The 26,351-nt window shown below is 49.1% G+C and carries 25 protein-coding genes; 21 read left to right on the top strand and 4 right to left on the bottom strand.

The features are described from left to right. A complete protein-coding gene (locus tag MKO97_RS08565; RefSeq protein WP_241102798.1) occupies positions 1–807 on the bottom strand; it encodes an SDR family oxidoreductase in 807 nt (268 codons plus the stop codon). Positions 808–964: 157 nt separating this feature from the next. Continuing rightward, a complete protein-coding gene (locus MKO97_RS08560; RefSeq protein WP_241102797.1) occupies positions 965–2,995 on the bottom strand; it encodes a dipeptidyl peptidase 3 in 2,031 nt (676 codons plus the stop codon). A gap of 124 nt (positions 2,996–3,119) precedes the next feature. Between MKO97_RS08560 and MKO97_RS08555 the strand changes: the two genes are divergently transcribed. The 9 genes from MKO97_RS08555 (at position 3,120) to MKO97_RS08515 (ending at position 13,131) form a co-directional block, all read left to right on the top strand. Beyond that, positions 3,120–4,352: an SRPBCC family protein gene (locus tag MKO97_RS08555; protein ID WP_241102796.1), complete on the top strand. Its 1,233-nt coding sequence runs from the start codon at positions 3,120–3,122 to the stop codon at positions 4,350–4,352. Positions 4,353–4,432: 80 nt separating this feature from the next. Then, positions 4,433–5,251, top strand: coding sequence for a 3-deoxy-8-phosphooctulonate synthase (gene kdsA / locus MKO97_RS08550; RefSeq protein WP_241102795.1), 819 nt, complete (start codon positions 4,433–4,435; stop codon positions 5,249–5,251). A gap of 32 nt (positions 5,252–5,283) precedes the next feature. Beyond that, entirely contained in the window at positions 5,284–6,129 is an 846-nt protein-coding gene (locus MKO97_RS08545) for a hypothetical protein (protein WP_371820384.1), read from the top strand. A 67-nt stretch (positions 6,130–6,196) separates the two neighbouring features. After that, entirely contained in the window at positions 6,197–6,805 is a 609-nt protein-coding gene (locus tag MKO97_RS08540) for a hypothetical protein (protein ID WP_241102794.1), read from the top strand. A gap of 3 nt (positions 6,806–6,808) precedes the next feature. Continuing rightward, entirely contained in the window at positions 6,809–7,105 is a 297-nt protein-coding gene (locus MKO97_RS08535; protein ID WP_241102793.1) for a transcriptional regulator, read from the top strand. Positions 7,106–7,147: 42 nt separating this feature from the next. Continuing rightward, on the top strand, positions 7,148–7,537 hold the full coding sequence (locus MKO97_RS08530) for a hypothetical protein (protein WP_241102792.1): 390 nt from the start codon (positions 7,148–7,150) through the stop codon (positions 7,535–7,537). Positions 7,538–7,556: 19 nt separating this feature from the next. Further along, positions 7,557–8,903 carry a cell envelope integrity protein CreD gene (creD, locus tag MKO97_RS08525; RefSeq protein WP_241102791.1) on the top strand — a complete coding sequence of 449 codons (1,347 nt, stop codon included), beginning with the start codon at positions 7,557–7,559 and terminating at the stop codon, positions 8,901–8,903. Next, positions 8,891–9,259 carry a hypothetical protein gene (locus MKO97_RS08520; protein ID WP_241102790.1) on the top strand — a complete coding sequence of 123 codons (369 nt, stop codon included), beginning with the start codon at positions 8,891–8,893 and terminating at the stop codon, positions 9,257–9,259. The genes creD and MKO97_RS08520 overlap by 13 nt, the downstream gene beginning before the upstream one ends. 152 nt (positions 9,260–9,411) lie before the next feature. Further along, positions 9,412–13,131 (top strand): fibronectin type III domain-containing protein, encoded by a 3,720-nt coding sequence (locus MKO97_RS08515; protein WP_241102789.1) that lies wholly within the window; start codon positions 9,412–9,414, stop codon positions 13,129–13,131. A 76-nt stretch (positions 13,132–13,207) separates the two neighbouring features. On the opposite strand, the gene MKO97_RS08510 is transcribed toward MKO97_RS08515, so the two are convergent. Further along, a complete protein-coding gene (locus MKO97_RS08510; RefSeq protein WP_241102788.1) occupies positions 13,208–14,644 on the bottom strand; it encodes an MFS transporter in 1,437 nt (478 codons plus the stop codon). Between the two features lie 982 nt (positions 14,645–15,626). Here MKO97_RS08510 and MKO97_RS08505 point away from each other — a divergent pair. From MKO97_RS08505 to MKO97_RS08480, 6 genes are all read left to right on the top strand, one after another. Continuing rightward, on the top strand, positions 15,627–15,983 hold the full coding sequence (locus tag MKO97_RS08505) for a hypothetical protein (protein ID WP_241102787.1): 357 nt from the start codon (positions 15,627–15,629) through the stop codon (positions 15,981–15,983). A 184-nt stretch (positions 15,984–16,167) separates the two neighbouring features. Then, on the top strand, positions 16,168–16,497 hold the full coding sequence (locus MKO97_RS08500) for a hypothetical protein (RefSeq protein WP_241102786.1): 330 nt from the start codon (positions 16,168–16,170) through the stop codon (positions 16,495–16,497). 826 nt (positions 16,498–17,323) lie between these two features. Next, entirely contained in the window at positions 17,324–17,737 is a 414-nt protein-coding gene (locus tag MKO97_RS08495; RefSeq protein WP_241102785.1) for a hypothetical protein, read from the top strand. Positions 17,738–17,894: 157 nt separating this feature from the next. Continuing rightward, a complete protein-coding gene (locus MKO97_RS08490) occupies positions 17,895–18,407 on the top strand; it encodes a hypothetical protein (protein WP_241102784.1) in 513 nt (170 codons plus the stop codon). A gap of 140 nt (positions 18,408–18,547) precedes the next feature. Beyond that, positions 18,548–19,111, top strand: coding sequence for a hypothetical protein (locus MKO97_RS08485; RefSeq protein WP_241102783.1), 564 nt, complete (start codon positions 18,548–18,550; stop codon positions 19,109–19,111). A 152-nt stretch (positions 19,112–19,263) separates the two neighbouring features. After that, positions 19,264–19,737, top strand: coding sequence for a hypothetical protein (locus MKO97_RS08480; protein WP_241102782.1), 474 nt, complete (start codon positions 19,264–19,266; stop codon positions 19,735–19,737). 30 nt (positions 19,738–19,767) lie between these two features. On the opposite strand, the gene MKO97_RS08475 is transcribed toward MKO97_RS08480, so the two are convergent. Continuing rightward, positions 19,768–20,019, bottom strand: a complete 252-nt coding sequence (locus tag MKO97_RS08475) for a hypothetical protein (RefSeq protein WP_241102781.1) — start codon at positions 20,017–20,019, stop codon at positions 19,768–19,770. A 233-nt stretch (positions 20,020–20,252) separates the two neighbouring features. On the opposite strand from MKO97_RS08475, the gene MKO97_RS08470 reads away from it, so the two are divergent. The 6 genes from MKO97_RS08470 to MKO97_RS08445 all read left to right on the top strand — a co-directional run bounded on the left by MKO97_RS08470 (position 20,253) and on the right by MKO97_RS08445 (position 26,073). Continuing rightward, positions 20,253–20,810: a hypothetical protein gene (locus MKO97_RS08470; RefSeq protein WP_241102780.1), complete on the top strand. Its 558-nt coding sequence runs from the start codon at positions 20,253–20,255 to the stop codon at positions 20,808–20,810. Positions 20,811–20,974: 164 nt separating this feature from the next. Next, a complete protein-coding gene (locus tag MKO97_RS08465) occupies positions 20,975–21,457 on the top strand; it encodes a hypothetical protein (RefSeq protein ID WP_241102779.1) in 483 nt (160 codons plus the stop codon). A gap of 540 nt (positions 21,458–21,997) precedes the next feature. After that, positions 21,998–22,537: a hypothetical protein gene (locus MKO97_RS08460; RefSeq protein WP_241102778.1), complete on the top strand. Its 540-nt coding sequence runs from the start codon at positions 21,998–22,000 to the stop codon at positions 22,535–22,537. Positions 22,538–22,544: 7 nt separating this feature from the next. After that, a complete protein-coding gene (locus tag MKO97_RS08455; protein ID WP_241102777.1) occupies positions 22,545–22,769 on the top strand; it encodes a hypothetical protein in 225 nt (74 codons plus the stop codon). A gap of 653 nt (positions 22,770–23,422) precedes the next feature. Then, positions 23,423–24,307, top strand: coding sequence for a linear amide C-N hydrolase (locus tag MKO97_RS08450; RefSeq protein WP_241102776.1), 885 nt, complete (start codon positions 23,423–23,425; stop codon positions 24,305–24,307). Positions 24,308–24,555: 248 nt separating this feature from the next. Further along, entirely contained in the window at positions 24,556–26,073 is a 1,518-nt protein-coding gene (locus MKO97_RS08445) for a glycosyltransferase family 39 protein (protein ID WP_241102775.1), read from the top strand. The last annotated feature ends 278 nt before the right edge of the window (positions 26,074–26,351 follow it).

Here is a 26,351-nt window from a genome sequence, read left to right as displayed (position 1 = left end):
TTAAATTTTAAAATTATCGAGTATCGACCTGAAATGTGACTCGGTTCCGTTGGCTTCCCGCGCTTCGTAGAACGAAATAGCATCATTACCGGCTACATACCGAAGTTGTTTTCTACCGTCGGTAGCAGCCTCGTAAATAACCGCTGCGATTGCCTCGGGAGAAGCGAACTTTTCAACTTGCTCCGGACTATACCCCTCGCTGACTTTGTCGATCAGCGCCTGGTAGGATGGATGTGTTGCGGTCTGTAATGACCTCCCGGCAAAATCTGTTCGGATACCACCCGGCGACACTGTCTTGACACCAATACCCAGGTACCCGAGTTCATACGCGAGGCTTTCAGAAAATCCCTCTATGGCAAATTTGGTTGCAGTGTATAGCGAACAGGTGGGATATCCCATCCAACCAAACATAGACGAAATATTGATGATGGTGCCGCGGCCCTGCCGGCGAAAGTGGCCCACAAACGCTTTGGTGACGCGAATTGTACCGAGCAGATTAGTCTCTATTTGTTGCACCATCTCCGCATCACCAAGCGCTTCGAGAGGACCAATAAGTCCGTAACCCGCGTTGTTGACTACTACGTCAACCGAGTGGCCTATCAACACCTTCTCGATTTGACTTTTAATCTCTGCGGTGTTGGCGATGTCAAGCTTCACCAAGGTGACGTTGGGAAGCTGGCCTAGTTCCTTTTCGGCCGCCGGATGTCTCATGGCAGCTACTACGTGCCACCCTTCCGATTGGAAGAGCCGGGCAGTCGCCTTGCCCAAACCAGAGGAAGTTCCGGTAATGAAAACGGTTCTTTTCATTTGAAGTTATGTTTTATTTCCGGTACAAAGTTCTGTCTGAAAGCAGGTGTATTTTGTTGGCAAAATGGCCTAATATGTAGCTGAAATGACGTCAAAAAAAAACCGGCACAAATTGCATTTGTGCCGGTTGAGGATATCTTTTAGAGTTCGTTTGCCCTTAATTCTCGTCAGGCAACACGCCATAGGTTTTCGAATAATACAACATCTGCTCGGCAAATGATTTTGGCTGTACTACGTTGATTTTGGTGATCTTGCCGTTGGCATCGGTTTCCGGCACGAGCATGGGGTTCACGAAACCGCTGTAGGGCGGCGTGGTGAACTGTTTGTTGCGCTCGAGTACTTCTTTGTGCAAGGCCTGGTCGACTTTTACGCCGTAGCCTTCTACCAACGCTTTGGCCGCTTTGAAATCGCCTTCTGATTTGATGCGTTGGGTTTCGCGCAGCAATTGTCCGAAGAGTTCGTGCAGTTTTTCGTAGTTGGTGATGTTGAAATAGGTTTTTCCGTTGCGGGTAATCTTCTCGATCACATTGTCTTTCTTGCCTTTCTCGAACACCCAGGCACTCACCCACTGGCGGTTGCGCATGTGTGCTTCCTCGATGTTGTCGCCTACTTTCAAACGGATAAGCTGCGTCATGAGACCGTTGCGGATGTAATGGTCGTAGGCGGCCATACCGGTTTCTTTCCAGTTGTCGGTGAGGCCAAGTTCCTGGATTTTCGGATCGTACAGATAAAACAAGCCTACGAGGTCGGCGCGGCCTTCTTCCATAGTCGACGCGTAGCTTTTGAGGGTTTCTTTCGGCGTGCCCACTCCTTTGTTGATCTGCCCTGAGGCATGGCCCACTACTTCGTGGAGGGCGGTGTGGAGTTTATCGGCAATGGCACCGTATTTCTCTTCGAGGCGGATTTCCTCTTTGTCGTTTGCGAATTCCGTCAGGCGTCCTTTCCCGGCGGCGTGCTCATACGAGTCGATAATGTTGCCCAGTGACACGGATTTCGAACCATGCTCGGCGCGGATCCAGTCGGCGTTCGGGAGGTTCACACCAATTGGCGTGCTTGGTGACGAATCACCGGATTCACCCGCTACGATAACGGTTTTATAGGAAATACCGACGACGTTCTTCTTCTTGTGCTCGGGCATCAACGGTGAATGGTCTTCGAACCATTGGGCATTCTGCGACACCTTTTCCATTTTGGCCGACATGTCGAAGTCTTTGATTTGTACGACGCTTTCGTAGGAACCGCGGTAGCCCAGCGGGTCGTTGTAGACTTCTACGAACCCCTGGATGTAGTCGATATTGCCGTCGGTGGCGTTGAGCCAGGCAATGTTATACTCGTCCCATTTTTTGAGGTCGCCGGTTTTGTAGTAGGCAATCAGCAGGGCGAGGGCATCGGCCTGTTTTTGGTTTTCGGCTACGCCTTTTGCTTTTTCGAGCCAATAGACGATTTTGTCGATGGCGGGACCGTACATACCGCCGCTTTTCCAGACCTTCTCTTCGAGTTGGCCTGAAGCGTTACGCACCAGTTTCGAGTTGAGTCCGAACGACACCGGACGTGCCGGATCAGCCGGTACCATTTTCTTGTAAAACGCCTCGACTTCTTTCTCGGTAATGCCTTTGTCGTAGAAGTTGACGGCAGAACCGGCGAGAAGCCCTTTGCTTTCGTCGAGGTTGACTTTTTTGTTGTCGGCGTCGTTGAAGAGGATTTCGACGATCTCTGGTTTGAGGGACGTCTTGGTCTCGTTCAGCAACTGCGTCAGGTATTCTTTGGTGAAGTCGGGTTTGATCTTATCGCTTGAATAGTGGTGGTGGATGCCGTTGGCGAACCACACGCGCTTGAGGTAGATTTCGAACTTCTTCCAGTTGTCGGCCTCTTTATCGCCTTTGTAGTTCACGTAGATGTTCTCAAGGGCGCGTCGGATGGCGAGGTTGTAGCGGTAGTTCTGGTCCCAATGGATGTCGCGGCCTGCGAGTCCGGCCTGCGTCAGGTAATACACATACTCCTGTTCTTTGAGCGAGAGGTTTTCCCACCCCGGGATCTGGTAGCGGAGCACCTGGATGTCGGCAAACTGGTCGGCTACGTAGTTGAAGTCGCCGGAATCGGCTGCTGCGCCGGACTTTTCGTCTTCCCCTTTGCAGGAGAACATGAGGACGGTCGCCAGGCACCATCCTGCCACTTTCGATATTTTCATACGGTTTTGATTGGATAAATTAATTAGTATGCAACAAATGTACACATTAGGTAGCAGGAAAGTAAAAATGTTACCGAACCGTATACCGATATTTTTTACTTTTACGGCTGAAAGGACCCATCCGATGCGCATACTGAAATATGTCTTCCTGCTGATGCTCCTGGGGCTTGTGGCCCTTACGGTTTACGTCGCCACGCAAAAGGGCGAGTTCACGGTAACCCGTTCCGTTGTCATCGACTTACCCCGCAAAACCGTCGCACGTTATGTGAACGACTACGGCAACTGGGCTGCCTGGTCGGCCTGGAAGCAGGATGCACCCGACGCGGTCTTCCGCCACTCGGATATTGCGGCGGGTGTGGGGGCCTGGGTGCAATGGGAAGGCGCGGGCGGTGGAAAGCTGACGACCCTTACGTCGTCGGCGGACAGTGTGTCGCAGAAAGCGCGCTTTTATGACGAAGCCGGACAATCAAGCCTGCGGTTCTCGGATACGTTGGGAAAGACCAAAGTCACCTGGAAGATCAAAGGTCACGTCGATTTCATGACGAAGATCAATGCGACGTTTGGCGGTGGCGTGAACGGACTCATGAGCGACCTGGTTGAGCGCAGCCTCGAGAGCCTTCGTAAAACGCTTACCTACGAAATAAAGACCTATTCCATCCGCGTGTCGGGCAATGCCCGGAAGACCGGTGGTTTTTACCTTAAACAGACCTTTACCTGTAACGAAAACGATGCGGATGTCCGTATTGCCAATGCCCTCGCTAAGATCGAGAAACTGCTGCGCAAGCAGCGCACGGCTATGGCAGGCGCGCCTTTCGTGCTACACGAAGCCTTCGATTATCCGACCAAACGGGTGACGCTTTCGGTATGTGCGCCGTTGCGGGAAGAGATTTTCGTGTCGTCGGGCAGCGATATTTCCGTAGGCTTCCTCGATCCGTTCTATGCGGTCAAGGCGACGTTGACGGGTGACTATTCGCACCGGAAGGCCGCCCTGAAGAAAGCGACCGACTGGATGCAGGAAAAAGGCATCGCGGAAGCGACGAACCTGAAGCGGGTGGATGTGTATGTAAAGTATGCGCCCGGCACCCGACGTCCGTCACAATGGGTCACCGATTACCTGATTCCGACCGGACAGGCCGTGATAGCCAACGATACCGACACGGATGCGCCTACTGATATAGAGGCGACGACGGGAAGCACCGCTCCGACTCCGACATCCCCCGTAAAACCTGCTACGGCTGCGCCCCGCATGCCGGCAGCCCGTCCGCAGGGAACGGCTACCCCTGCACCGCAAAATGCGACGCCCGCCCATGCGCCTCCGACATCAGCTGCACCCGCGGGTGACCATACGCGACCGTAGAACGTCCTTTTTTGCGCGCGGCACCGCCCTACTGTAATTTCGAGACTTTTACCGTATCTTTGCAGCGCAAAAAATCAGCGATGGAACTGACGAACATACCCAACATCAAACATACCGACAGCGGCAACTTCTTTGTATTGGCCGGCCCTTGTGCCATCGAAGGCGAAGAAATGGCAATGACCATAGCCGAACGTTTGGTAAAAATCACAGACACCCTTCGTATTCCTTATGTATTTAAGGGATCGTTCAAGAAGGCCAACCGTTCCCGTATTGACAGTTTCAGCGGTATTGGAGACGAAAAAGCACTCCGCATCCTGCGGAAGGTGAGTGAGACGTTTGGTATCCCTACCGTCACCGATATCCACACCAACGAAGACGCGCCGATGGCGGCCGAGTATGTGGATGTGTTGCAAATTCCGGCCTTTCTGGTGCGGCAGACCGACCTGGTAGTCGCTGCGGCCAAGACAGGTAAGACCGTCAACCTGAAAAAAGGCCAGTTCATGAGTCCGGAAAGCATGAAACACGCCGTTCAAAAAGTACTGGATTGCCAAAACGAGAATGTCATGGTCACCGACCGGGGCACGATGTTTGGCTACCAGGACATGATCGTCGACTTCCGGGGTATCCCGACCATGCAACACTATGCCACTACGGTATTGGACGTGACCCATTCCCTGCAACAACCCAACCAGGTAGCCGGCGTAACGGGCGGGCGTCCGGATATGATCGAAACCATCGCGAAAGCCGGTATCGCCGTAGGAGTGGACGGTATCTTTATCGAAACCCACTTCGATCCGGCACATGCCAAAAGCGATGGCGCCAACATGCTGCATCTCGACTATTTCGAAGGCCTGATGCAACGCCTGGTAGCCATCCGACAAACCATTCAGTCTTTTTAATTAAAGAACCGACTAAATTCCCATTACTACCCTTGAAAAAATTGACACTCGCGTTCGCTGTGCTGGCGATCGCATGCGTCCGGGCGCAAGACGCACAACCAGAAAAGTACACTGCGCATAACAAAGGAAAATTCTTCGTTTCGTGGGGCGGTAACCGCGAAACCTACTCCGACTCCGACGTTCGGTTTTGGGGCAACAACTACGACTTTACCGTACACGATATGGGCGCGCATGACAAAGGGAAAGGCTACCACCTTGACTACGTTGACCCGGTGCGGATGACCATTCCGCAGACCAACCTGCGCCTGGGCTATTACATCAGCGACCACTATAGTATCGCGATTGGACTCGACCATATGAAGTATGTAATGACCTCGTTCCAAACCGCGGATGTAACCGGCTATATCGACCTGCCGGCTTCAGAGCCCGGTTCGGCCTACAATGGCGTTTATGACCATACGCCGACTGTAATGACGAAGGAGTTCCTGCAGTATGAGCATACTGACGGACTCAACTACATCTTTGCGGAATTCTCGCGTGTAGACGACATCTCGACCTGGCTGACGCTTCCGAATACCGACAAAGTGCAGTTCAATGTTACGGAAGGAGTGGGGGCCGGTATGTTGTATCCTAAAACGAACACCACACTTCTTGGAATGCAACGTCATGACGATTTCCATATTTCGGGCTATGGCGTGTCGTTGAAAGCCGGATTGAACATTACCTTTTTCAAACACTTCTATATTCAGGGGGAATTGAAAGGCGGGTATATCAACATGCCGGATATCAAGACCACCATGAGTGCGGATGACCATGCGTCGCAGCATTTCTTCTTTGTGCAGCGCATCATCGCGGTAGGGGGTATTTTCAAAGTTTGATTTTTTTCCTGAAAATCGTTGCACGCTATTTTTGAATTCCATTACTTTGTATTTCAAAGTTCTTTTTATGGAAGGCAAGGATTACTTACAGGATATTTCAGACATCCGCAACATGATGAGCCGTTCGACCCAGTTCATGTCGCTCAGCGGCCTGTCGGGCGTGCTGGCCGGATGTTATGCGTTGATCGGGGCGTATGCTGCTGATACGGCGCTTGACCGGATGGGCGACGGATATGACGAACCGCTGGGTACCCTTACCTTTCTAGTCGGTGGCATCGCGGCGGCGGTCGCGTTGTTGTCACTGGTGACGGCAGTTACGCTGAGCTATCGGAAGGCGGCGCGGAAAGGCGAGACGATCTGGAGTCCGGTGTCGCGCCGCCTCATCGTCAATTTCCTCATTCCGCTGGCGACCGGCGGTGCCTTTGTGATCCAGTTGGTACTGAACCGCGACTTTGGTTTGGTCGCGCCTTCGGTCATGATTTTCTACGGTTTGTCGTGTGTGAATGCGAGTAAATATACCCTTCGGGACGTGCGTTGGCTAGGTGTTACCATTGTGGCCATCGGGTTGGTGGCTGTCTCCTTCCCTACCCTCGCAGTGCCGTTTTTGGCAGTGGGATTGGGCGCGACACATATATTATACGGACTTCTTATGTATCTTCGGTACGAACGTCACTAATCGGTGGGCAACCTCATCCAACATATCAATAAGGCCTTTGACCATCGGATCCGTTTGGGTATCATGTCGATCCTGATGGTGAACGATGCCGCCGATTTCAGTACCCTCAAGGAGTTGCTGGGCGTGACCGACGGCAACCTCGCCAGCCATGCCAAGGCGTTGGAGGCAGAAGGCTATATCGAAGTGCGTAAGCAGTTCATCGGTCGCAAGCCCAATACCACGTATACTGCTACCCCTTCCGGAAGACAAGCGTTTGAAGCCCATATTGCTGCATTGGAGCGCCTGATCCGTAACACCTGATTTTTTTTACCTATTTACTTTGAAATACAAAGTTCTTTTGCAATGACACAACCCATCCTTTTTCCTGATGTGTATTACCCGCAAACTACGTTGGGTCGGGAACTCGCCGCTTTTTACGAACGACATGAGTTGGTACCCGAACCGCGCCACCTCCATCTTGATACCTATTGCGTGCTGTTGCGTTGTGGCCTTTCGTTGAAAGACGAAATCGCGGTGCACTGGTGTTTGGCCGGCAACGGTTCCCTGTCGTTCGAAGGAGTCTGCTGCCTGGTGTTGGGTCTTGCCTTTCCGCGACACTTCGGTTTCTTCCGGGCGGCCTATCGAAAAGGACGGAAGGCGCACCGCTTCCATTCCCTCGACTTCGCGCCATTGCTGGACCAGCCGCTGCATGCCATTCGCGCACAACTGGCGCTTCAACCTTTACATCCGTAATCCACAAACTCTTTTCAATATGGAAAATCCTCCGAAAACGTACGACAACACCCCGTTCTTCCAAACGACGACTGCCCGGCTACTGATGGTCGGCTTCCTGAGCCTGTTCCTGCTGATTCCGTTGCAGTTGGTGCGCAACCTGATCTTTGAACGCACCGAACGACAGCGGGAGGTGGCGAAAGAAATTACCCAGAAATGGGGCGACAGTGTGACGGTATACGGCCCGGTTTTGAAGGTGCCCTACACCGAGCGTTCCACCGAAAAACGCATGGATCCGACCACGAAAAAGGAGTCATTAATCGAACATATCGAAAAGAAGACGGCCTACTTTTTCCCGGACCGGCTTGACAACCTATCGAAGGCCGATACCCAACGACGGAGCCGCGGTAATTATGAATCGATTGTATATACGGCCCATATGACGTTCAAAGGTAGTTTTTCACGCCCGTCATTATCGGCGACGGACAGCGCTGACAAGTCGTTTCAATGGGATCAGGCCACCCTGTTGCTTTGCACGACCGACCTGAAAGGCATCCGGAACGAACTTTCGATCACGTGGGGTGACCGTTCGTTTGGGCTGGCGCCGACGATGGCGCAGGAGGCTGACGTGTTGAGCCGTTTGGAAACGGGCTATATCGGGGCGGACTTCCTGCAACACGATCATACGGACTTCTCTTTCCACATTACGTATAACGGGGCGAACCAGATCCGGTTTGTGCCGGTGGGTCGCACGACAACCGTTTCGATGGCATCCGATTGGAAGACACCGGGGTTCCAGGGGAATTTCATTCCGGCCGAGCGCACCATCAATGCCTCAACAGGATTTGTGGCCGATTGGAAAGTGCTGCCGGTCAGCCGTCCGTTCTCTTCCCATTACTTCGGGTCGCTGCCCAACCTCGATCCGTATGCCTTTGGGGTGGATTTCGTGGTGCCGGTGGACGAATACCTGCAGAACGATCGTGCCAGTAAATACGGTTTCCTTGTGATTGGCCTTACTTTTTTGGTATTTTTCCTTATGCAGACCATCAACAAGATTGGCATCCACCTCTTCCAATATGCGATGATCGGTATTGCCCTGGTGATGTTCTATACGTTGTTGATCTCGATCACCGAGCATAGTAGTTTTTCCTTCGCCTACAGCATCGCGGCGGTGGCGGTGGTGGTGTTGATCTCGCTGTATTCACTGTCGATATTGCGGCAACCGAAGCGGGCCTTTTTTATCTGCGCCTCACTTTCGACCGTATATGCCTTTATCTTCGTCATCATCCAACTGGAAGATTATGCTTTGTTGGTCGGAAGTATTGGTTTGTTTGCGATACTTGCTGCCGTAATGTACTTTTCCCGAAAAATCGAATGGAAAAATTAAGTCCGCTTTGCCCACTGGCCCTGCTATTGCTGGTCCTGTCATGCCAACGGAACCGCAACGACTTCCAGGGCACCGACACCGAACGGCGGTTTGATGCGGCCTTATGGCAGACGAAAGCAGACGATGCCTACCCCTACCGCGATGAGATACTGAACGACCTTTTCGCATCGGATACGCTGAAACGACTTTCGAAAGAGGAACTGTTGGAGCAACTGGGCCCGGCTGACCGCAGCGACGGATCGTATCTTTTTTACGAAATCGAGCGAGACAAAGCGGGTGCCGTGACCCTTCACACCAAGACCCTCGTCATTGAATTTGAAGGAGATCGTGTAAAAACCGTCCGTTTACACGAATAGTTTCCAATTAACAGGAAGACCCGGTCACTACGCCGGGTCTTCTGTTATAAATGGATTGAAATGAGATTATTTTGTGATTTTGCCCTATCCACACACAACCTTTTAAGAGTTGTTGAATACCTTTAAAACCATTATTCACTATTCCTTTTTATATGAAAAAGATTACAATGCTTGTTTTGCTCCTGTTGGGTGCCTGGTGGTCCGGACGCGCGCAATGCATTCGTGACGACCAGTATCCGCTGGATGTCATCACGGCCCAGAACAACGGGCTTTACGAAACTATCTCGGGCTGTAACTTCACCCAGGAATACGCGGCCGTTAACGGTCTCGCGGTGGGTGCGGACTACCTTTTCCTCTGCACGGGCGAGTCGGGCGACGGCTACATCACGGTCACCGACTGGGACAATGCGGTGATTGCGTCTGGGCCCGCACCGCTTTTGGTGGAAGACATCACTTCTTCACAAGTGCGCCTCCACTATTCTGACAATGCGGACTGTGACGGTGGGTCGGACTGCCATGACACGGGGTTTCAGGCCTTATTGACATGCCCGATTCCGCTGAATGCCGGTACGACCGAACTGACGACGGCCGGTGCCAGCTTTACGTGGGAACCGGGCGGTGAGGAAACGGCCTGGCAGGTATTGGTATTGCCGGAAGGCCAGGATAGTCCGGGTCCGGGTGACAACGGTACCGACGTGACGATCACGAGCTATACCGTTTCCGGACTTAACCCTGGCACGCCTTACCACTTTTACATTCGTGCGAACTGCGGCTCTGAGTACAGTCCGTGGTCGCCTGCCGTTCCTTTTGACACGGCCTGTTTGCCGGTCGCTACCTTTTTCGAGAATTTCGACGAAAGTAACGAACTGCCGATCTGTTGGTCGGTACTGCGTAGGGGTAACCTTGGCTTCGATTCTGAGCAGATTGCCGACTGGACGACGGTTCATTCTGCCCCGAACTTCCTAGAGATCAACAGCGGCGAATCGTCGGGTGACTTTGATATCATTCTGGTATCACCGAACGTATCAACGCTGTCGGCGGGCACGCATCGCCTGAAATTCTGGGCACGCGGCACTGCACCGCTGGAAGTTGGTACCCTTGACAACAGCACCCAAACGGGTGTTTTCAATCCTATCGAATCGATTGACCTTACCGACCAGGCGCAAGGCTATGCTGTGGATTTCACGTCGTATACGGGAACGGATACGTATGTGGCGATCCGGGTGGCGGCAACGGCTTTTTACCAATATGCGCTGTTGGATGATATCCGTTGGGAAGTGAACCCGACGTGCCCGGACGTAACGGACATCACCCTTACTGCGCTGTCTGACACGGCTGTGTCGCTCAGTTGGTCACCGGGCGGAACCGAAACGAACTGGCAGGTGGCGTATGCATCTGATCCTATCGATGATCCTGCAACCGCTACCGTTGTTCCGGCTGCTGACAGCCCTGATGTGACCGTATCGGGATTGTCACCGAACACGGCCTACACCTACTGGGTGCGTTCGGTTTGTGCCGGAAACGACTATGGGGCCTGGATCGGACCGTACCACTTTACGACTTCGTGTGCGGCCATCACCAGCTTTTTCGAAAATTTCGACAGCGCTGTAGACTATGCGCTTCCGACGTGCTGGTCATCGCTTATGAGTGGGCCGTCGGTGTCTGATTTTGCCCAGGTGCAAACGATTACGTGGGGTGATGTCCATTCGTCCCCTAATGCTGTCGGCCTTAGCTCGGGTTCTACTAACCTGAACCAAAACCTGATCGCGCTGGTATCGCCCCGTCTTTCTAATGTGGGGGACGGTACACACCGACTGAAATTCTGGGCCAAGGGCTTCGGCGCCGACATTGAGATCGGCACGGTTGACGGTACTTACGCGGGCGCCACGTTTACGTCGGTTGAATCAGTAACGCTTAGCAGCATCGCTTCGGAATATACCGTTGACTTTGCGGGCTATACCGGTCCGGACGCGTATATCGTCTTCCGTATGACGGGATCGAGTTTTTCCGATGTGTATATCGACGACGTGCGATGGGAAGTCACGCCGAGCTGTCCGGATGTGATTGACGTTGCTACAACAGCCGTGACACCGAATAGCGCCAGTTTCACGTGGGCATCAAATGGAGACGAAGCACAGTGGCAGGTTGCCGTGACCGACATAACGGTTTTGGATCCGAGTGGTGCCACACCGCAAACGGTGGATGCTTTGGAGGCTACGGTGAGCGGACTGCTGACCAATACGCCATATAATGTTTGGGTGCGTTCGCTTTGTGCGGGCAATGACTATGGAGCGTGGATTGGGCCGCTGGCCTTCCGAACGGACTGCGACGCTGTTTCTGAATTCTTTGAAACCTTTGACGGAGTGGAGGCGCCTGCGTTGCCGGATTGCTGGACGTCGATTGTGCGCGGACCTTCGAATTCGGGTGAGGTTCAAACATACCCGTGGGGGCCGATCTTTTCTGCGCCGAATGCGGTCATGCTGACGAATGCCAATGCCGATACCGATTTCAACGATATCATCCTGGTATCGCCTAACCTTTCTACTATGGGAAGCGGCACACATCGCCTGCGGTTCAAGGGATTTGGTGACCCGGGTATCACGCTGCAGGTGGGTACGCTTGATAACAGTACGGACCAGGCGGTTTTCCAGCCGCTGGATGAAGTAGCGCTGGATGCGGATTGGGAGCAACATACGGTCGATTTTACGGTTTATACGGGAACGGACCATTATGTGGGTATCCGCCTCGTGGGACCGAATTTCTGGTCGGCGGCTTATCTTGAGGACATCCGTTGGGAGGTGGCACCGGCCTGTCCGGATGTAAGTGATATTGTGATTGAGGGACAAACGACGACTACGGCGGAAATGGCATGGGGATCTAATGGCTCGGAGGCTTCATGGGAGGTGGTGTGGTCTACGGATCCGAATGCCAATCCGGCTACATTGCCGAATGCGTTGACGCCTACGACGACGTCGGTGACGCTTTCGGGACTGAATGATTCGACGCGGTATTTTGTCTGGATCCGTTCGGTTTGTAGTGGTGGTGCGTTTGGTGAGTGGATCGGACCGGAGGCGTTTGATACCTTGTGTGAGCCTGCCCCGTTTGCTTCTTTGGAAACCGAGGGTTTTGAGGCGGCTGCTGAGGAGGGCCTACCGATTTGCTGGTCGACGGAGGTGCTTAACGGAACGGAGCCTTGGGCGGTTTGGACGGTACCTCACGGTGATATCGAGACGAGTGCATCGGGTGATCACATTGTTTATAAGGGTTATACGAACTCTGACGCCCTGTTGGTTTCGATGCCGTTCAGCCTGGCGGGGGTGAGCGCCTCTGTACGGGCGAACATGTATTTGCACCGCCACCAGAATGCGGACCCGGACGATGTATACCGTATATACGTCAGTACTTCACCGGCGATAGACTCGGCCGAACTGCTGTACGAACAGTATTCGTATACAGGAGCCGAGCCGGTCGTTTCGGGCAGTGGGTTTTATAACTACCTCGTGCCTATACCTGACGCCTATTTGGGTGCACCTGAGGTGTATATTATCGTACAGGGTGTCACATCGAGTGGTTTCAGCTCGTATGGACTGGGTGTGGATGACTTCCGGGTGGAGTCGGAATTGGGTGTGACTACGCCGGACGTGGTTCGTGTTCGTTGCTATCCGAACCCGGTGGGCAGCCAATTGACGGTGGAGGCTTCGGAGGACATCCGTTCGATCGAGGTGTTTAACCTGCTGGGGCAGCGTATTCTTTCTAAAGACGGCTCAGGACGTTCTATACATACGGATCTTTCTTCTCTGGCGGCCGGACAATACATTGTTCGGATACAAACGGAGAATGCGGTGGAAAGCCGAAAAGTGATTAAGAAGTAATCTGCATTCCAACCCCAAAAGAAGAAGGGCTGTCTCAAAACGAGACAGCCCTTCGGTTTTTTAGTGGGTGACGGGATTAATGTCCGCCGGATACTTTCTTATCGAAGTTGATGCCTTGTGCACGCAGGATGCCGGCAACGCGCCAGGCGTAGAACGCGAGGTAGGCGAAGCAGACGATGCCGACGATGTAGCTGAAATGGATGTTGGTGTTATCGGCTACGGTGCCCTGGATGACGCTGACGATGCCTCCGCCCATGATCATCATGATGAGGAAGTTACTGCCCTGGTTGGTTTGTTTGCCGAGTCCGCTGATCGCCAATGTAAAGATACACGGCCACAGGGTGCTGCAGAAGAGGCCGACGCTGGTGAAGGCGTAAACGCTGACCATGCCGTTGGTGGCCATACCGATGCCGAGTGCGACGATGCCGAGGAGGGCGAACAGAAGCAGCATGCGGGCTGGATTGCCTTTGCTGGCGAAGTCGGCGCCTACGAGCACAAGGATGATAGCGGCGTAGACGTAAAACGGTTGCAGGGAGTGCCCGGCGATTTTGTTGACGAGCAGGAATACGCCGAAGGCCAGATACGGCGCGACTATCTTAAGGAGTTTCTCGGTGGCGGCGCTGGCGTTGAAGGCTTCTACGGCACCTGTCCAACGGCCGATCATGAGGCTGGCCCAGTAGAGGGAGATGTAAGGTGCGATTTCGTTGGTAGCGAAGCCGAGGCTGTTTTCCATGTAGGCGGGCAGGTTACTGGCGGTAGACACTTCGACACCTACGTAGAGGAAGATGGCGAGCATACCCATGAGCAACTGCGGGTATTGGAGGGCCGACGTACGGCGGGAAGGCGATACGACATCTTCGATGACATCGTCAACGGCGGGTTTATTGGGAAGGGAGGAGAATTTAAGGAACACGGCGACGAGCAGGAAGGCGGCGCCGAGACACAGATACGGTATTTTGACGCTTTCAATGCTGACGCTATCGGTGGCGGCCTGTGGCGACCCGAAGAGGGCGTAGCTGACGATCAGCGGCCCGATGGTGGTACCGAGGTTGTTGATACCGCCGGCCATGGTGAGGCGCTGTGAACCCGTGGTGATGGGCCCGAGTGCGATGGCGAGTGGGTTGGCGACCGTTTGCTGGAGGGAGAACCCGAGTCCGACGATAAAGAGTCCGGACAACATCAACGGAAACGACCCGTTATTGGCGGCCGGATAAAAGAGCAGCGTTCCGAAGGCCGAGATCCCGAGTCCGAGTGCGAGTCCGTTTTTGTATCCAATCCGGTTGATGATATCCCCTTTTGCCAGGTAGGAAATGAGGAGGTACAGCAGTGATCCGACGGTGTAGGCGACATAGAAGGCCATCGACACCAATTGGCTTTCGGTTTGGGAAAGGTCAAACGCCTTTTTGAACACGGGGATCAGGATGTCGTTACTGGCCGCTACGAATCCCCAGAAGAAGAAGACGGTGACCAGCGGGATAAACTGTCCCCAGCGTGTCTGTGTGTTTTCACTCATAATAATGGTTTTTGTTGGTTATAGGTTAACAATTTCCCCGAATTTCGACCTAAAAATGATACAGAAGCGAAAATGCGGGCATAAAATTTCATAAATATCCATTTTCTGGGTGGGACAAGCAATATGGAGGGGTGGATTTTTTTACGAAATCGATATAGAAGGAGTTTGAAGTTGGGAAGTTCGGAAGATCGGAAGTTAGGAGTTGGGACATCGGAAATTTGTGTAGCTCTTTCTCCCTTATCTCTTACTTCTCTCCTCTCTCTGCTTTCCACTATGAACCATGAACCATGAACTATCAACTTTAGATCGGGAGTTCGGAAGATCGGAAGTTCAGGAGAAGGAGTTCTATCCTCTCTCTCCTCACCTCTCTCCCCTCTCCACTTTCCACTATCAACTATGAACCCTGAACTTTATTTGGATTTAGATCCTTGACCCTACAAGGCTTGGCTTAGCGCCACTGGGTTTCGTATATTTGAAAGTTGGCACCATCGAAAAACGAGTCCATGAAATATTCAGCTCTCTCAATAATAATCAGCTTGATGGTACTTTACCTCACGGTGAAGGTGAATGTAGAGCTGGCCGAAACCTATATAAATTCTGACGGAAAAACCAGGCTCTTATTTGGACTCATAGAACTCGTTTATATGTTTAAGTATTATTATTGGATTGGAAGTGCCCTATCAGGTGCTTTCCTTTTCATTTCCTATTTCGCGTTCGAACCCCTCAAAATCAGGGTCGTCGCTTTTTTACTTCTCCTTATTGGTGTTTTAAGCATTTTCATTAGTTTCTGGAAATGGTTTGTATAGCATGCTAAATGAAAGATCAGTGTAACCTGAGTACGTAGATATTCGGTCGCTTATTGTATGACAAAATCATTTTGATACATTCGTTGCGGTTGTAACGAATACATCGTTCCAATTCCAACAAACCGAAACTGCTGGATACACATTGTACGACATTACGAACTGCGAACAAATCACAGATGAAAAACCTATCGAAAATACTATTGCTACTGATGGTTGCCGGTCTTATCAGTATTTGCGTGCGCGGGTATCAAACAAAAGAAAAAATTGACAAAGAAGGAGTTGAAACTATCTGCCGTTTTATGTATTGTAAACGATTCGCCAAAACGTCTGAGGCGCAATTTGCCTATTACGTGGATAGTGTTCTATATAAAAACGGTGGATGCAGATGCCCTGACAATTATGAACGTTATAAAGGGCGGTATTTTCGTATGCGGTACTTACAAGAAAATCCAAACCAATTCTCGGTAGACCTGACAAAGCAGGTGGTCGACACGGTTGAAATCCGAAGAGCCGGTTTTAAGATGATACATTAAATGACAACTTGTGTAATGGCAGTTCGCCGCAATCGCTGGGTGCCTATTAGATGAAAAATCGTTTGCATTGAAGTAAGGAAACAGAATAAACTTGAAAACAGGCTATTGCCGACAGGGGCGGACCTCTGGTGGAAAAGCCCAAAACCATCATACTATCATATCCCTCAACAAACCCCTAAAATAAATGGCGTACAAGCATCTCAAAGGCAACGAAATTGAAGGACATCTCGACATCTTTTTTTATAAAGGAAAAGATGAGAGTGACGGCGACGACGTACTAATTCACGGAGATCCCAAAGGGCTCCGGTCGTTAGCAAAACTCTTGATGGAAATAGCGGACCTTAACCAGGAAGTTGTAGACGATACCTTATTGCCTATCGGAGCGAGGGAACATTATTCCTTGCGGCCCAATCTCGAACTGTCGAAGAGTTCCGTCACCACCCTGGTGGGACGACTGGATGCGAAGGGAACCGGGGAATTCTATGATCGATTTATCGCAAAGGACCGCCGATAGAGAACTGTATCCTCAAATTACAACCACACTTAACAGTGAATACGTTGTCCATCCGTCGGTTCAGCGTGCGTTTACGTTCTGTCTTTTTTTATTTTCGCTTTGGAAAAGTCCGATTTCGAAATTCCGACCCAAAGCCCGCGAACTTTACCGGTATTACATCTAAAATTTGTCTCACATGAAAAAATTAAACCCACCTCTACTAGTATTTCATTCGATAGGGACACTTTTTTTTATTTTTTCATTTCAAAAATTCCTGGGGCTATATTATCTCGATCTTTTCGACTTAGTAAAGCGAGATGGCATTTCAAATTTTGTGAAGAGCACTTCAAAATATGGATATACAACAGCGGATATAGCACATTTTACCTTGGTTATGGGGCTAACCAATCTGACAGCAATATTGTTCGCTTTCATTGTGTCGCTGTTTGTATGCATTAAAAGAAAGTATTCGATTTTCAATAGTATAGTTGTACTCCTTCTTATCCTTTTACTCATTCGAATTGGTCTTTTGAATTGGATTATGGTAGACCGTATTCCCGGCTATTTTATCCGAGACTTATTTGTTTTGTTTTTAGTAGGTGGCTCGGTATTCCTGTTTATGGGTATCGTTATGTTTACATCAAAGAGATTAAATCGAATTGTGACGAAATACAATTAAATTTTACGGTGCGGCTAAGAGCGGATACGCGCTATTGTTGGGTAAAGTTATGATTGCATTTCCGTCTTTTTTGTACTTTCATCGCTGGCACCGACGACCCGGTTCCTAATCAACCTGCGACCGACTCTTGAAATGGTCCAGGCAATCTTCAACTAACATAGCCTAGATATGAAATCGCTTTACTTCTATCTTCTCGCTCTAATTGCAATGCTGTTTATCGGTTGCGAGCAGAAAATCGAGAAACGAACCCAGGTAAGCATGAATCCAGGAATTGGCGAAGGCGAGTGGCTAAACGCGTCAGATACGGTAAATGGATTAAGCATTCGAGGGAATAAAATAGCTTTCTTTAAAAATATGCAGTTCGACTCCGATCAAATATTCGAATATGTAATTGTCGACTCCATCTATAAAACACACGAATCTAAAAAGATTATGGGCGAGTATTTGGTTATGACAAAAGATCAGGATTCGTTAGTATTGAGAATCCGGGAAAGAAATTCAAAAAAAATAGTTTTACTAGACTCCAATGAAAGGCCAACTGTCTATAAATTTTGGAAGCGTCTTACTTTTAATACAGACTAAAGTTTGACAAAAAGCTGCCGATACCGTGCGATGGTTAACGCTGTTGCGTTTGGTCTTTTTTTGTACTTTCAACCCTTTCTGACGGGTTCGTAATCAATAACCTGCGACCGACTCTTGAAATGTTCCAAGCCATCGGAAGCGCAGCGCTGAAAACTATATGTTAAATACCTATCTGGAAACGTATTTAAATGGTCTCGGAGGTTCTCTCCTGGCCACTGACGTTGAAAATATCCACGTGCTTCATTCCCTATTCAAACAAAGACATGAGCTTGGAGGTGCACTTGAAAACGGAACGGCTGAGCGTGTGGAAGTTGCAACCCAGAAAGCGATCGAAATTTTTAAAAAATTGTTTGGCACAGGGTCAGGTGAATTGCGGATTCTGATTTATGAATTTCAGGAACCAAGCGCATTTGGCGCTGAAAACCAATTTCTGCATCACACACTGTCAAACTGCGAAATGGAAGAACACATTACGATGAAGGGATTTGAAATCTTCATCTATAAGGCGCCCTACTTGAATCTGCCGTTTCAGACTATCTTAAGGGCAATTGCAAATACAGAAATGGGATTCAAACCTAGTGTGGATCAACGCATTTATTTTTTCGATTGTCACAATGACAAAGCATTTTATATGTATGATGACCGAGGCTGTCTGACCAATGGCTTCTAACACCGGTTACCGCAATCTGTCGGTTACGGTTATGATTGCGTTCTGTAGTTTTTTTGTACTTTCACCCCTATCGCAACGTACAGCGTTACAACCACCAGAATATACGGTGAACCGCGAAACGTTAACAGAAACTCCATGTAATGAAGCGCTATAGAACAGCTGTCGTCAATTGGCTCAAAGAGCAGAAGATCAGGTTTGCCGTTGCGGGCATTTTACTTGTTGTTATGTTCGTCCGGATGGAAGTCCTCAGACCTGATTTGGATCGCTACTCTTTGTCGGTAAAAAACGCCTTCGAAGATCAAAGCTTTTATTATGCTGTTGGTGTCTACCTATTCGTCCTGTTACTGTTTTCAATAGTGGCGTACAGAAAGCGCGTACTCGACGTCCAGAGCTTCGTCAATGTAGGTTTTTTGATTTTACTCCTTACCTGGTACTGCAAAGGCGTGGCAGATGACGTCCTTTTAGCCATGAACACGCATTTTGGCAAAACAAGCTATCACAGGACGTTTACCATCACCCGGGATGGTGAAAATCACATCTATTTGGCCTTTGGCGGCTCAGACATACTCGACAAAGAAGATTTAACGGCCTTGCATGCAAAACGCCGTTTGACCCCAACCCCCGACCTGTATTCGAAGTCGCACGGTGACACGATACACGTCAGATACGCGACAGGATTTTTGGGCGTGGAGTTCAGGGATTAAACCGGTGTAGCGGTCGGTGCTTGCCCGTTAAGGGTACGATTGTTTTCTCTCTTTTTGTACCTTCACGCCTGGCGGACACTACTCGTTTCCGGTTCGGAATAACCGCATGTGGCGCGAAACGGTCACTGCCACATAAAACCCACAGTCCAAAAATGCCGCAAATACTTACTTATCTGTTGGGGGTACTTGGTATGATTTACGTCGGAAATAGCCCCTGCACGTCAACCATTAGCCCAAATAAGCGGTCGTTTGGGCCCGACGAACCGATTTACATTTCCTACAGCATCAAAAATGTTTCGAAAGATACGGTACAGATTTGGCACTGCGGGTTTTGGTGCAACAACCGGATTGTCGTTACAGACCAACATGATATCGAAATACCCCGAACCGATTGGGGTGCGGAAACACGGAGGCGATTTTCCCCAGGACGGCCGAGAGACAAAAATGTCCCTATTACACTTGCACCCGGAGAAATCGACTCGGCCTATGAAAAAGTCAACCTGAAAGACTATTTCAAATTTGAGAAAGCGGGCCGATACAAGGTCCGGTATTACTACGAGGAACGGGATGATAAAGGGGAGATAAAAATGGAAAGCAACATTTTACAGTTCGATGTTTCGGGATAGTTCCTTTTTATACCTCCGGCTGCGCAGAGGCTACTGTTCGAATTCCGCACCTAGACCGCCCGGTTTCCTCTCGTCAAATTTATTCTTCAACAGGTTCATCCCGTAAGTGTAATTGGTAGACAGGATTACATCGTTGCAATCGAAATGCTTGATGACACCGTCTTTTTGGAGCGCTACCACCCAACAGCTATTTTGATGCATCCCGTAATCAATAATAAAAAGCGCCTGGCCCGTTCCTAGCGGCGTTTCCACGAGTATCGAAGGTTGGCATTGGTGTATCATTCTTTTTTTTTCTAAATCTAGGGCTGATCGGGCGGATGGGATTTATAAACTGAACTAAAAAGGTTATAGTTAAATATGCGGAACGTTTTGGGCTTGACCAACGGCTATCTGGGAATTTGTTTAGATTAGGGGTCGATTTCGTTGCGCGCTTTTTGTACTTTCACGCAAGCGGAAAAGGCAGAGTTCCAGCGCCAACAATGCCGCCCACCCATTTAAAATACTACACCGTCTACATGACACGATCCACCCTTTTCATTACCATTTTCCTCATTTCATCCCTGGTAGTATCCGCCCAAAAAAAGACAACCGCTTCGGGAAAATGGATCGACCCGTTCCGCGAATTCCGGGATGCGGTGTACCAACATGACAAAACGAAAGCCAAGACCTTTTTCGAGTTTCCACTAAAAGACGGACTTGAGTTGTGGTATTTGATATATGCGGACAGTGACGCGTTTGACTCGGTAGACGGGGCTCCACCGCTTACCGAAAAGGACTTTGACTCTCATTTCGACAAGATTTTTCCCAAGTCGTTTATAGCCTGTCTTCTCAAGATTAAAACCAAGCAGTTACTGACCGAAGGCGAAGACGAAAGCCCGGAAATAAAAACCCATTTTGGTACGTGTAAACTATATGTCAGGCATCTCAAAAAGGATAAAATAGTCGAGTTACACTTTACCACCTCCTACCCAATCGATGATGCAAACGACAAGGGCGAAACGAGCTATATATACTATTTTACTATTTTGGGTGACGGAAGACTACAGTTTCGGAATTTTCTGATTGCGGGTTGAAGCACAACCAACGACAGCGGATCGCAGCCCCCTTTTTGGCTGGTGTATGGTATTTTCGACTTTTTTGTATTTTCGTCGAACATTGAAAGTTGGTAATTCCAGCAATAGAAACAGGTGAATTCCCGTAAAAACCGCTGCATACACCACCCGAAACACTCGAATTAATGGATAAAATTACACGTAGCATACGATATATAGGGTTTTATCAACTTGTCGGCGGTATACTCGGAATCCTAAACACGATTCGGCTGCTGTTGAACCTAGCCCAAATCAATGGCGGTATGCTGTTTGTCCTGCTGCTAATACTGGCCCTGTATTCGTATTCCGTTTATTGCGGGTATTTATTGGTGAAAAACAGAATAGCAAAGGGCCTTAACCTGTCGGTTTACAATCAATTACTTCAGGTTATCGGCTTTGGTGTATTGGGTTTCGCGTTTAACTTTTCGGCTGGGATATACGCGGGCATTAGCGTAAACCTGACCAACGATACGCTTTTTTCATTGATGCTGGGTTTTAGTAAGGCCACGATTGCGATAAACCGACACGCGGAAATTACGGAGTTGAGCCTGAACGTAGTCGCCCTGATCTTGTTAAATGTGCTTCTGAATCTTAAATCCAAATGGGAAAAAAGGGAAGAAACCGATTGACTCGAAGCAGACAGTAAACACGAGCAGTTATGTGTGCTACTGCGTGTCCGTCTTTTATACGTTCTAAAGAGTGGCGATAGACAGTTTCGAGTTCCCTTGACTGCTTCATGCCCGGCCAACTCCTACGTATCCTGTTATGTCCCTTATCTACTTCATTCAATGGGATTGCCTGGTTTCCTCTCGTCAAATCAGGTTTATTCCGTAGGTGTAATTGGCAGATAGAATGACGTCGTTACAATCGAAATGTTTGATAACGCCGTCCTTTGGGAGGTACCACCCATCAACTGTTTTGATGCATCCCATAATCAATAATACAAAGCGTCTGGCCTGTTCCTAACGGCGTTTCCACGAGTATAGAAGCTTGGCATTGGTGTGTCATGGTGACAGTAGCTAGTGGCCTTCCTGTTCCAACGAAAGAACGCAATCCGCGAAACATCGGTCGGTAGTATTGTGAATAACTTTGCGGATAATCCCTAACTGTTAGATAAGAATTTCAACAATCGTTTGATTACATTCGCTTTTTATATAAACACCTGATTTTTGAGAGATCTTTCGGTATACAGCACCCAGCAAACAGAAGAAGAGATTAAAATTCAGTACTTATTTGCAAGTGAAGGAAAAAAAACGATAGTGAAGGCAATCGAATACTCTCCGGTAACTACAATGGGTGGTCGAACGGTTTATAATTTGGGCTTTGGAGATTATGATGAAGAAAATAAAACTATCGTAGACGACGTTAACAGCAACAATGGAGACATATATGTTGTGTTCAATACCGTTTTGAGTACAGTGCCGTTATTTTTTCAAATCAATCCCGATGCGGTTATCATTGTCAGCGGTAGTGACAGTCACGATGATTTCATAAACGAATGTTTACCATCCTGTAAAAAAAAGTGCTCCACACATTGCCGAAATTTTCAGCGAAGAATTAAAACCTACAGGTATTACGTAGATAAAAATTTTAAAGACCTTTGTCAAGAGTATATTTTCTTTGGACGAATTAAAAATCAGGAAAATACATTTGTGCAATATGTTCCGGATCAGGATTACGACGACATCTTGGTGTATAAGAAAAAATAGTATACTTTTGCACACAATTAAAGTATTTATTGCTATCTTAGACTTTAATAATAAAGCAGTTATGAAAACAAATAAATCAACTTCAACCGTTTCGAAGGTTATTGCGGCTTCCGCATCAACTAAAAAACGAATTGCTGCTGTTGCCGATAATTTGAAAGGAAAAGAACTGTTTTCTGATAAAGTAGAATTGGCAAGAAGAACGTTAAGTGATGTAAAGTCGCTCCCTATTTAGTCATAATATGGGATGATACAAATAGTGTCGGTTAGGTTTTCCTGACCGACTTTTTTTTGCGTAACACCTTCAATAGCGGTTAGCCGTCGTCGGATGGCACCATCACGCTATGTTTTTTTGTGTTTACCGGCACACAGTTAATTAGGTACTCCACGAGATGGTGCGGTGCGTTCTTGCCTTTTCAGGTTCATTCTACCGAAAACTTCCGGCCAACAATTTCGGCGACCGCCAAGAGCGGCTAGTCGCTATTTGTTAGTTGCTGGTAATATACCATCCCTCTTTTTTATCCGGACATGGAACGGGTTATGCCTGTCAGCCGGAAATGAGCGTGGGTGCCCGGAGAGGTGACTCGCAATAGACTGATTAATTGTTAATTGAATGGATATTTTTCTTAAATTCGTTTTCACATAGACGGAGCGTACTCCATTTCCTTTCTCACCGAATTGCCGAATAAACCATAGAACAAAGCCTAAAACGTTATACACACGTATAAGGCCCCTGCCTTTCGAACATCCGCGCCGACGACTATGGGTGTAAAGCCTGTAGCATTCGTTGCCAACGTATAGCATGTAAACCTAAAATGGAGGCCAGCGACCATCAAAAACGGGGCGATACCGAAAAGCCAAACGAGTAGGAAAATAAAACAAAACATTATGTGTACATCCTTCCTCGCATTCCAAACAGGTAATTTTGGAATAACGGGCCGATCATTAGACTATGATCAACCCACTCAATTTTTGACCAGCCAGTCTCAAAGTGGCACCACATTCTCTTCCGTTTTAAACAATGGGGTCAGTTGGGTCTCGCAATACGGTATTTTCACAATCGACTCGGTTGACGGGTACAATGTTCCGTTTGAAGGCGTTAATTCGGCGGGCCTATCCATAAGCGGAAATCTGGCCAACGCGACGTATCCGCAAAATAACCCCGGCCCCACGATTTCCAGTGACGATATTGTCAATTATGTGTTATCCCAGGCAAGTGATGTATGGGGAGCGGCCGACCTCCTGACCTCCATAAATGTGCAAAGTCAATGGAAATACCATTATATCGTGTTTGACGCCAGTGGGAATAGTTTGGTGGTGGAATTTGAAGACGAAATGGCAGTTTGCTATTTCAATGAAAGTTTTGTCTTAACCAATAATCCGAATTTGAACTACCAGCTCGAAAATCAAAACAACTATGCCAATATAAAAAACTGGTTTTCAGGCGCGGTCCTTCCTGATAGCGGAGATCAGTTTCATGGTCAGGGAATGTTGGGTTTGCCCGGAGACTGGATGTCGCCTTCCCGCTACACCCGGGTTACGACCATGCTGGAGTATTCGCTCCCGTATGTAAACGGTACTAATGATGCCATTTATTTGGTGAAACGTATTCTAGACTCTGCCAGTCTGATCAAGGGAGTTGATTTAGGAGCAAGTGCGACCGGTAGTCCCATTTATACGCAGGTCCAGATCGTAAAAGACATTCTGAATAGTGTCGTTTACTGGCGTGAATACGATTCTGAGAGCTGGACCATCGTGAACATCATCTGGTAAGTTTCAAAATTCGGACGTTTCACCCTCTGTGGCGGCTCCTTTGAGTAGTGTAGGGAATAACGATGGAATAAAAGTACACGGGCTCCAATCGATAGCATGGAAGTACCTGAATGGCGTTATTTCCTGACCTCTAACCTGTCCGGAAGGAACTCTTTTTCCTACCTTCGCTTTCGCCTATACGATGGTTGGGTAGAAGCGCTATGAGCGTTGCCACCCATTTAAGGGTCTTATATTTACGTGCAACTTCTATGACAAAAAGAACGGCTATACTCCTTGCCTTTATCAGCCTCAAATTTGCGCTGCAGTATTTCCTAGTCGACAGCGCCTACGAGTTGCACCGCGATGAATTCCTGCATCTTGACCAGGGGCGCCATCTGGACTGGGGCTATCTTTCCGTACCTCCTTTTACGTCGTGGACGTCGTATGTGATCCTTCTGCTCGGGAATTCCGTTTTTTGGATTAAGTTCTTCCCCGCTTTGTACGGTGCCCTGACCTTATGGATTGTCTGGAAGGCAATAGAGGTGCTCAAGGGGACACTTTTTGCGCAGGTACTGGGTGCCAGCTGTGTGTTGCTTTCGGCGCTTTTGCGACTGAATATGCTTTACCAGCCCAACTCCTTCGATGTATTAAGCTGGACGGCGCTCTACTTCATCCTGATACAATACATCGCCACCCAAAACCGGAAATGGTGGTTTGCCGCGGCGTTCATGTTTGCGTTGGGCTTCCTGAATAAATACAACATTGTCTTCTTGCTGATAGGCCTCTTCCCTGCCCTGTTGCTGACCGAGCACCGGCGACTGTTCCGGACCTATCACGTGTATGCCGCGATGGGGGTTGCCTTGCTTCTAGTGTCGCCCAACCTGATGTGGCAGTATCACCATGGTTTTCCCGTCATCCATCACTTGCGGGAACTGTCGGAAACGCAATTGGAACACGTAAACCGAATTGACTTCCTTAAAAACCAATTGCTATTTTTCGCCGGTGGTTTGGTGGTGCTATTCGCTTCGTTCTATGCGCTGCTGTTCTATCCGCCCTACCGTCCGTATCGCCCTTTTCTTTTCGCGATCGTGTTCACGTTGGCGGCCTTCGTGTATTGTAAGGCGAAAGATTATTATGCCATAGGCGTTTACCCTATTTACATCGCCTTTGGTGCGGTATACCTTGGGCACGTTTTACGGGATGGCTGGAAGAAAAAGTACCTGCAACCACTTCTCCTGCTGCTACCCGTATTGTTGTTTCTCCCCCTTTACAACGTGGCTTTTCCCAATCGATCTCCCCAGCACATCGTGCAGCACCCTGAGGCGTACAAACGACTGGGGATGCTCCGGTGGGAGGACGGAAAAGACCATGCCCTACCCCAGGATTTCGCCGATATGCTCGGCTGGAACGAACTGGCACAGAAAGTCGACCGCGCGTATTCCAAACTGCACGGCCACACGTTGATCTTGTGCGATAACTACGGACAGGCGGGCGCGATAAATTACTATACCCAGAAAAACGTGCAGGCTGTTTCCTTTAATGCCGATTACATCAATTGGTTTGACTTGTCTAAAAGATACGACAACGTGATACGGGTGAAAGACGCGGGCAATACCGCTACCGAACTGCAGGAAACGGGGCCGTTTTTCGAACATGCGGTTCTGGCAGATTCCATTACCAACCCCTATGCGCGGGAGTTCGGTACGTCGGTATTTGTATTCACCGGGGCCAAGATCGATGTCCGGAAACGGATTGAAGAGGAGATAGAGGAAGTTTCGTGGGAGTGATAAAGCCTTGAAAAAGGAGGAAAAGGGTCTTTTGTGTTAATTGATTTGCAATAGCGTTACAGGCCATTGTTCCGTTTCGTTTTACGGGCAAAACCAGTATACATTTGTAATCTCAAGTCCTTTCCGTGGGAAACGGCTGTGTAGTGCCTCTGAGTGGAATTCATAGAAGTCGTCAAGGCGCTGATGTATTCTTTTTTGTATCTTCCCCGAGGCGGCCAGCAGGTTGTAGGTATTTTTAATTCATGCCATGACGATGACAAAATATATCGTTTTATTCC

The organism is Flavobacterium sp. HJ-32-4 (assembly GCF_022532105.1).
In the GTDB taxonomy this organism is placed as follows: domain Bacteria; phylum Bacteroidota; class Bacteroidia; order Flavobacteriales; family Flavobacteriaceae; genus Flavobacterium.
Note: the sequence above shows the minus strand (reverse complement) of the source record. Positions and strands in the feature narration are given on the sequence as shown.

What these genes read in the sequence shown, in the direction of transcription:
- MKO97_RS08540 (WP_241102794.1), top strand. Translation starts at nt 6,197, where the DNA reads ATGGAAGGCAAGGATTACTTACAGGATATTTCAGACATCCGCAACATG.
- MKO97_RS08515 (WP_241102789.1), top strand. Translation starts at nt 9,412, where the DNA reads ATGAAAAAGATTACAATGCTTGTTTTGCTCCTGTTGGGTGCCTGGTGG.
- MKO97_RS08490 (WP_241102784.1), top strand. Translation starts at nt 17,895, where the DNA reads ATGTTAAATACCTATCTGGAAACGTATTTAAATGGTCTCGGAGGTTCT.
- MKO97_RS08470 (WP_241102780.1), top strand. Translation starts at nt 20,253, where the DNA reads ATGACACGATCCACCCTTTTCATTACCATTTTCCTCATTTCATCCCTG.
- MKO97_RS08530 (WP_241102792.1), top strand. Translation starts at nt 7,148, where the DNA reads ATGACACAACCCATCCTTTTTCCTGATGTGTATTACCCGCAAACTACG.
- MKO97_RS08485 (WP_241102783.1), top strand. Translation starts at nt 18,548, where the DNA reads ATGAAGCGCTATAGAACAGCTGTCGTCAATTGGCTCAAAGAGCAGAAG.
- MKO97_RS08520 (WP_241102790.1), top strand. Translation starts at nt 8,891, where the DNA reads ATGGAAAAATTAAGTCCGCTTTGCCCACTGGCCCTGCTATTGCTGGTC.
- MKO97_RS08495 (WP_241102785.1), top strand. Translation starts at nt 17,324, where the DNA reads ATGAAATCGCTTTACTTCTATCTTCTCGCTCTAATTGCAATGCTGTTT.
- MKO97_RS08465 (WP_241102779.1), top strand. Translation starts at nt 20,975, where the DNA reads ATGGATAAAATTACACGTAGCATACGATATATAGGGTTTTATCAACTT.
- MKO97_RS08510 (WP_241102788.1), bottom strand. Translation starts at nt 14,644, where the DNA reads ATGAGTGAAAACACACAGACACGCTGGGGACAGTTTATCCCGCTGGTC.
- MKO97_RS08445 (WP_241102775.1), top strand. Translation starts at nt 24,556, where the DNA reads ATGACAAAAAGAACGGCTATACTCCTTGCCTTTATCAGCCTCAAATTT.
- MKO97_RS08450 (WP_241102776.1), top strand. Translation starts at nt 23,423, where the DNA reads ATGTGTACATCCTTCCTCGCATTCCAAACAGGTAATTTTGGAATAACG.
- MKO97_RS08475 (WP_241102781.1), bottom strand. Translation starts at nt 20,019, where the DNA reads ATGATACACCAATGCCAACCTTCGATACTCGTGGAAACGCCGCTAGGA.
- MKO97_RS08565 (WP_241102798.1), bottom strand. Translation starts at nt 807, where the DNA reads ATGAAAAGAACCGTTTTCATTACCGGAACTTCCTCTGGTTTGGGCAAG.
- MKO97_RS08560 (WP_241102797.1), bottom strand. Translation starts at nt 2,995, where the DNA reads ATGAAAATATCGAAAGTGGCAGGATGGTGCCTGGCGACCGTCCTCATG.
- MKO97_RS08500 (WP_241102786.1), top strand. Translation starts at nt 16,168, where the DNA reads ATGGCGTACAAGCATCTCAAAGGCAACGAAATTGAAGGACATCTCGAC.
- MKO97_RS08480 (WP_241102782.1), top strand. Translation starts at nt 19,264, where the DNA reads ATGCCGCAAATACTTACTTATCTGTTGGGGGTACTTGGTATGATTTAC.
- MKO97_RS08555 (WP_241102796.1), top strand. Translation starts at nt 3,120, where the DNA reads ATGCGCATACTGAAATATGTCTTCCTGCTGATGCTCCTGGGGCTTGTG.
- creD (WP_241102791.1), top strand. Translation starts at nt 7,557, where the DNA reads ATGGAAAATCCTCCGAAAACGTACGACAACACCCCGTTCTTCCAAACG.
- kdsA (WP_241102795.1), top strand. Translation starts at nt 4,433, where the DNA reads ATGGAACTGACGAACATACCCAACATCAAACATACCGACAGCGGCAAC.
- MKO97_RS08505 (WP_241102787.1), top strand. Translation starts at nt 15,627, where the DNA reads ATGAAAAACCTATCGAAAATACTATTGCTACTGATGGTTGCCGGTCTT.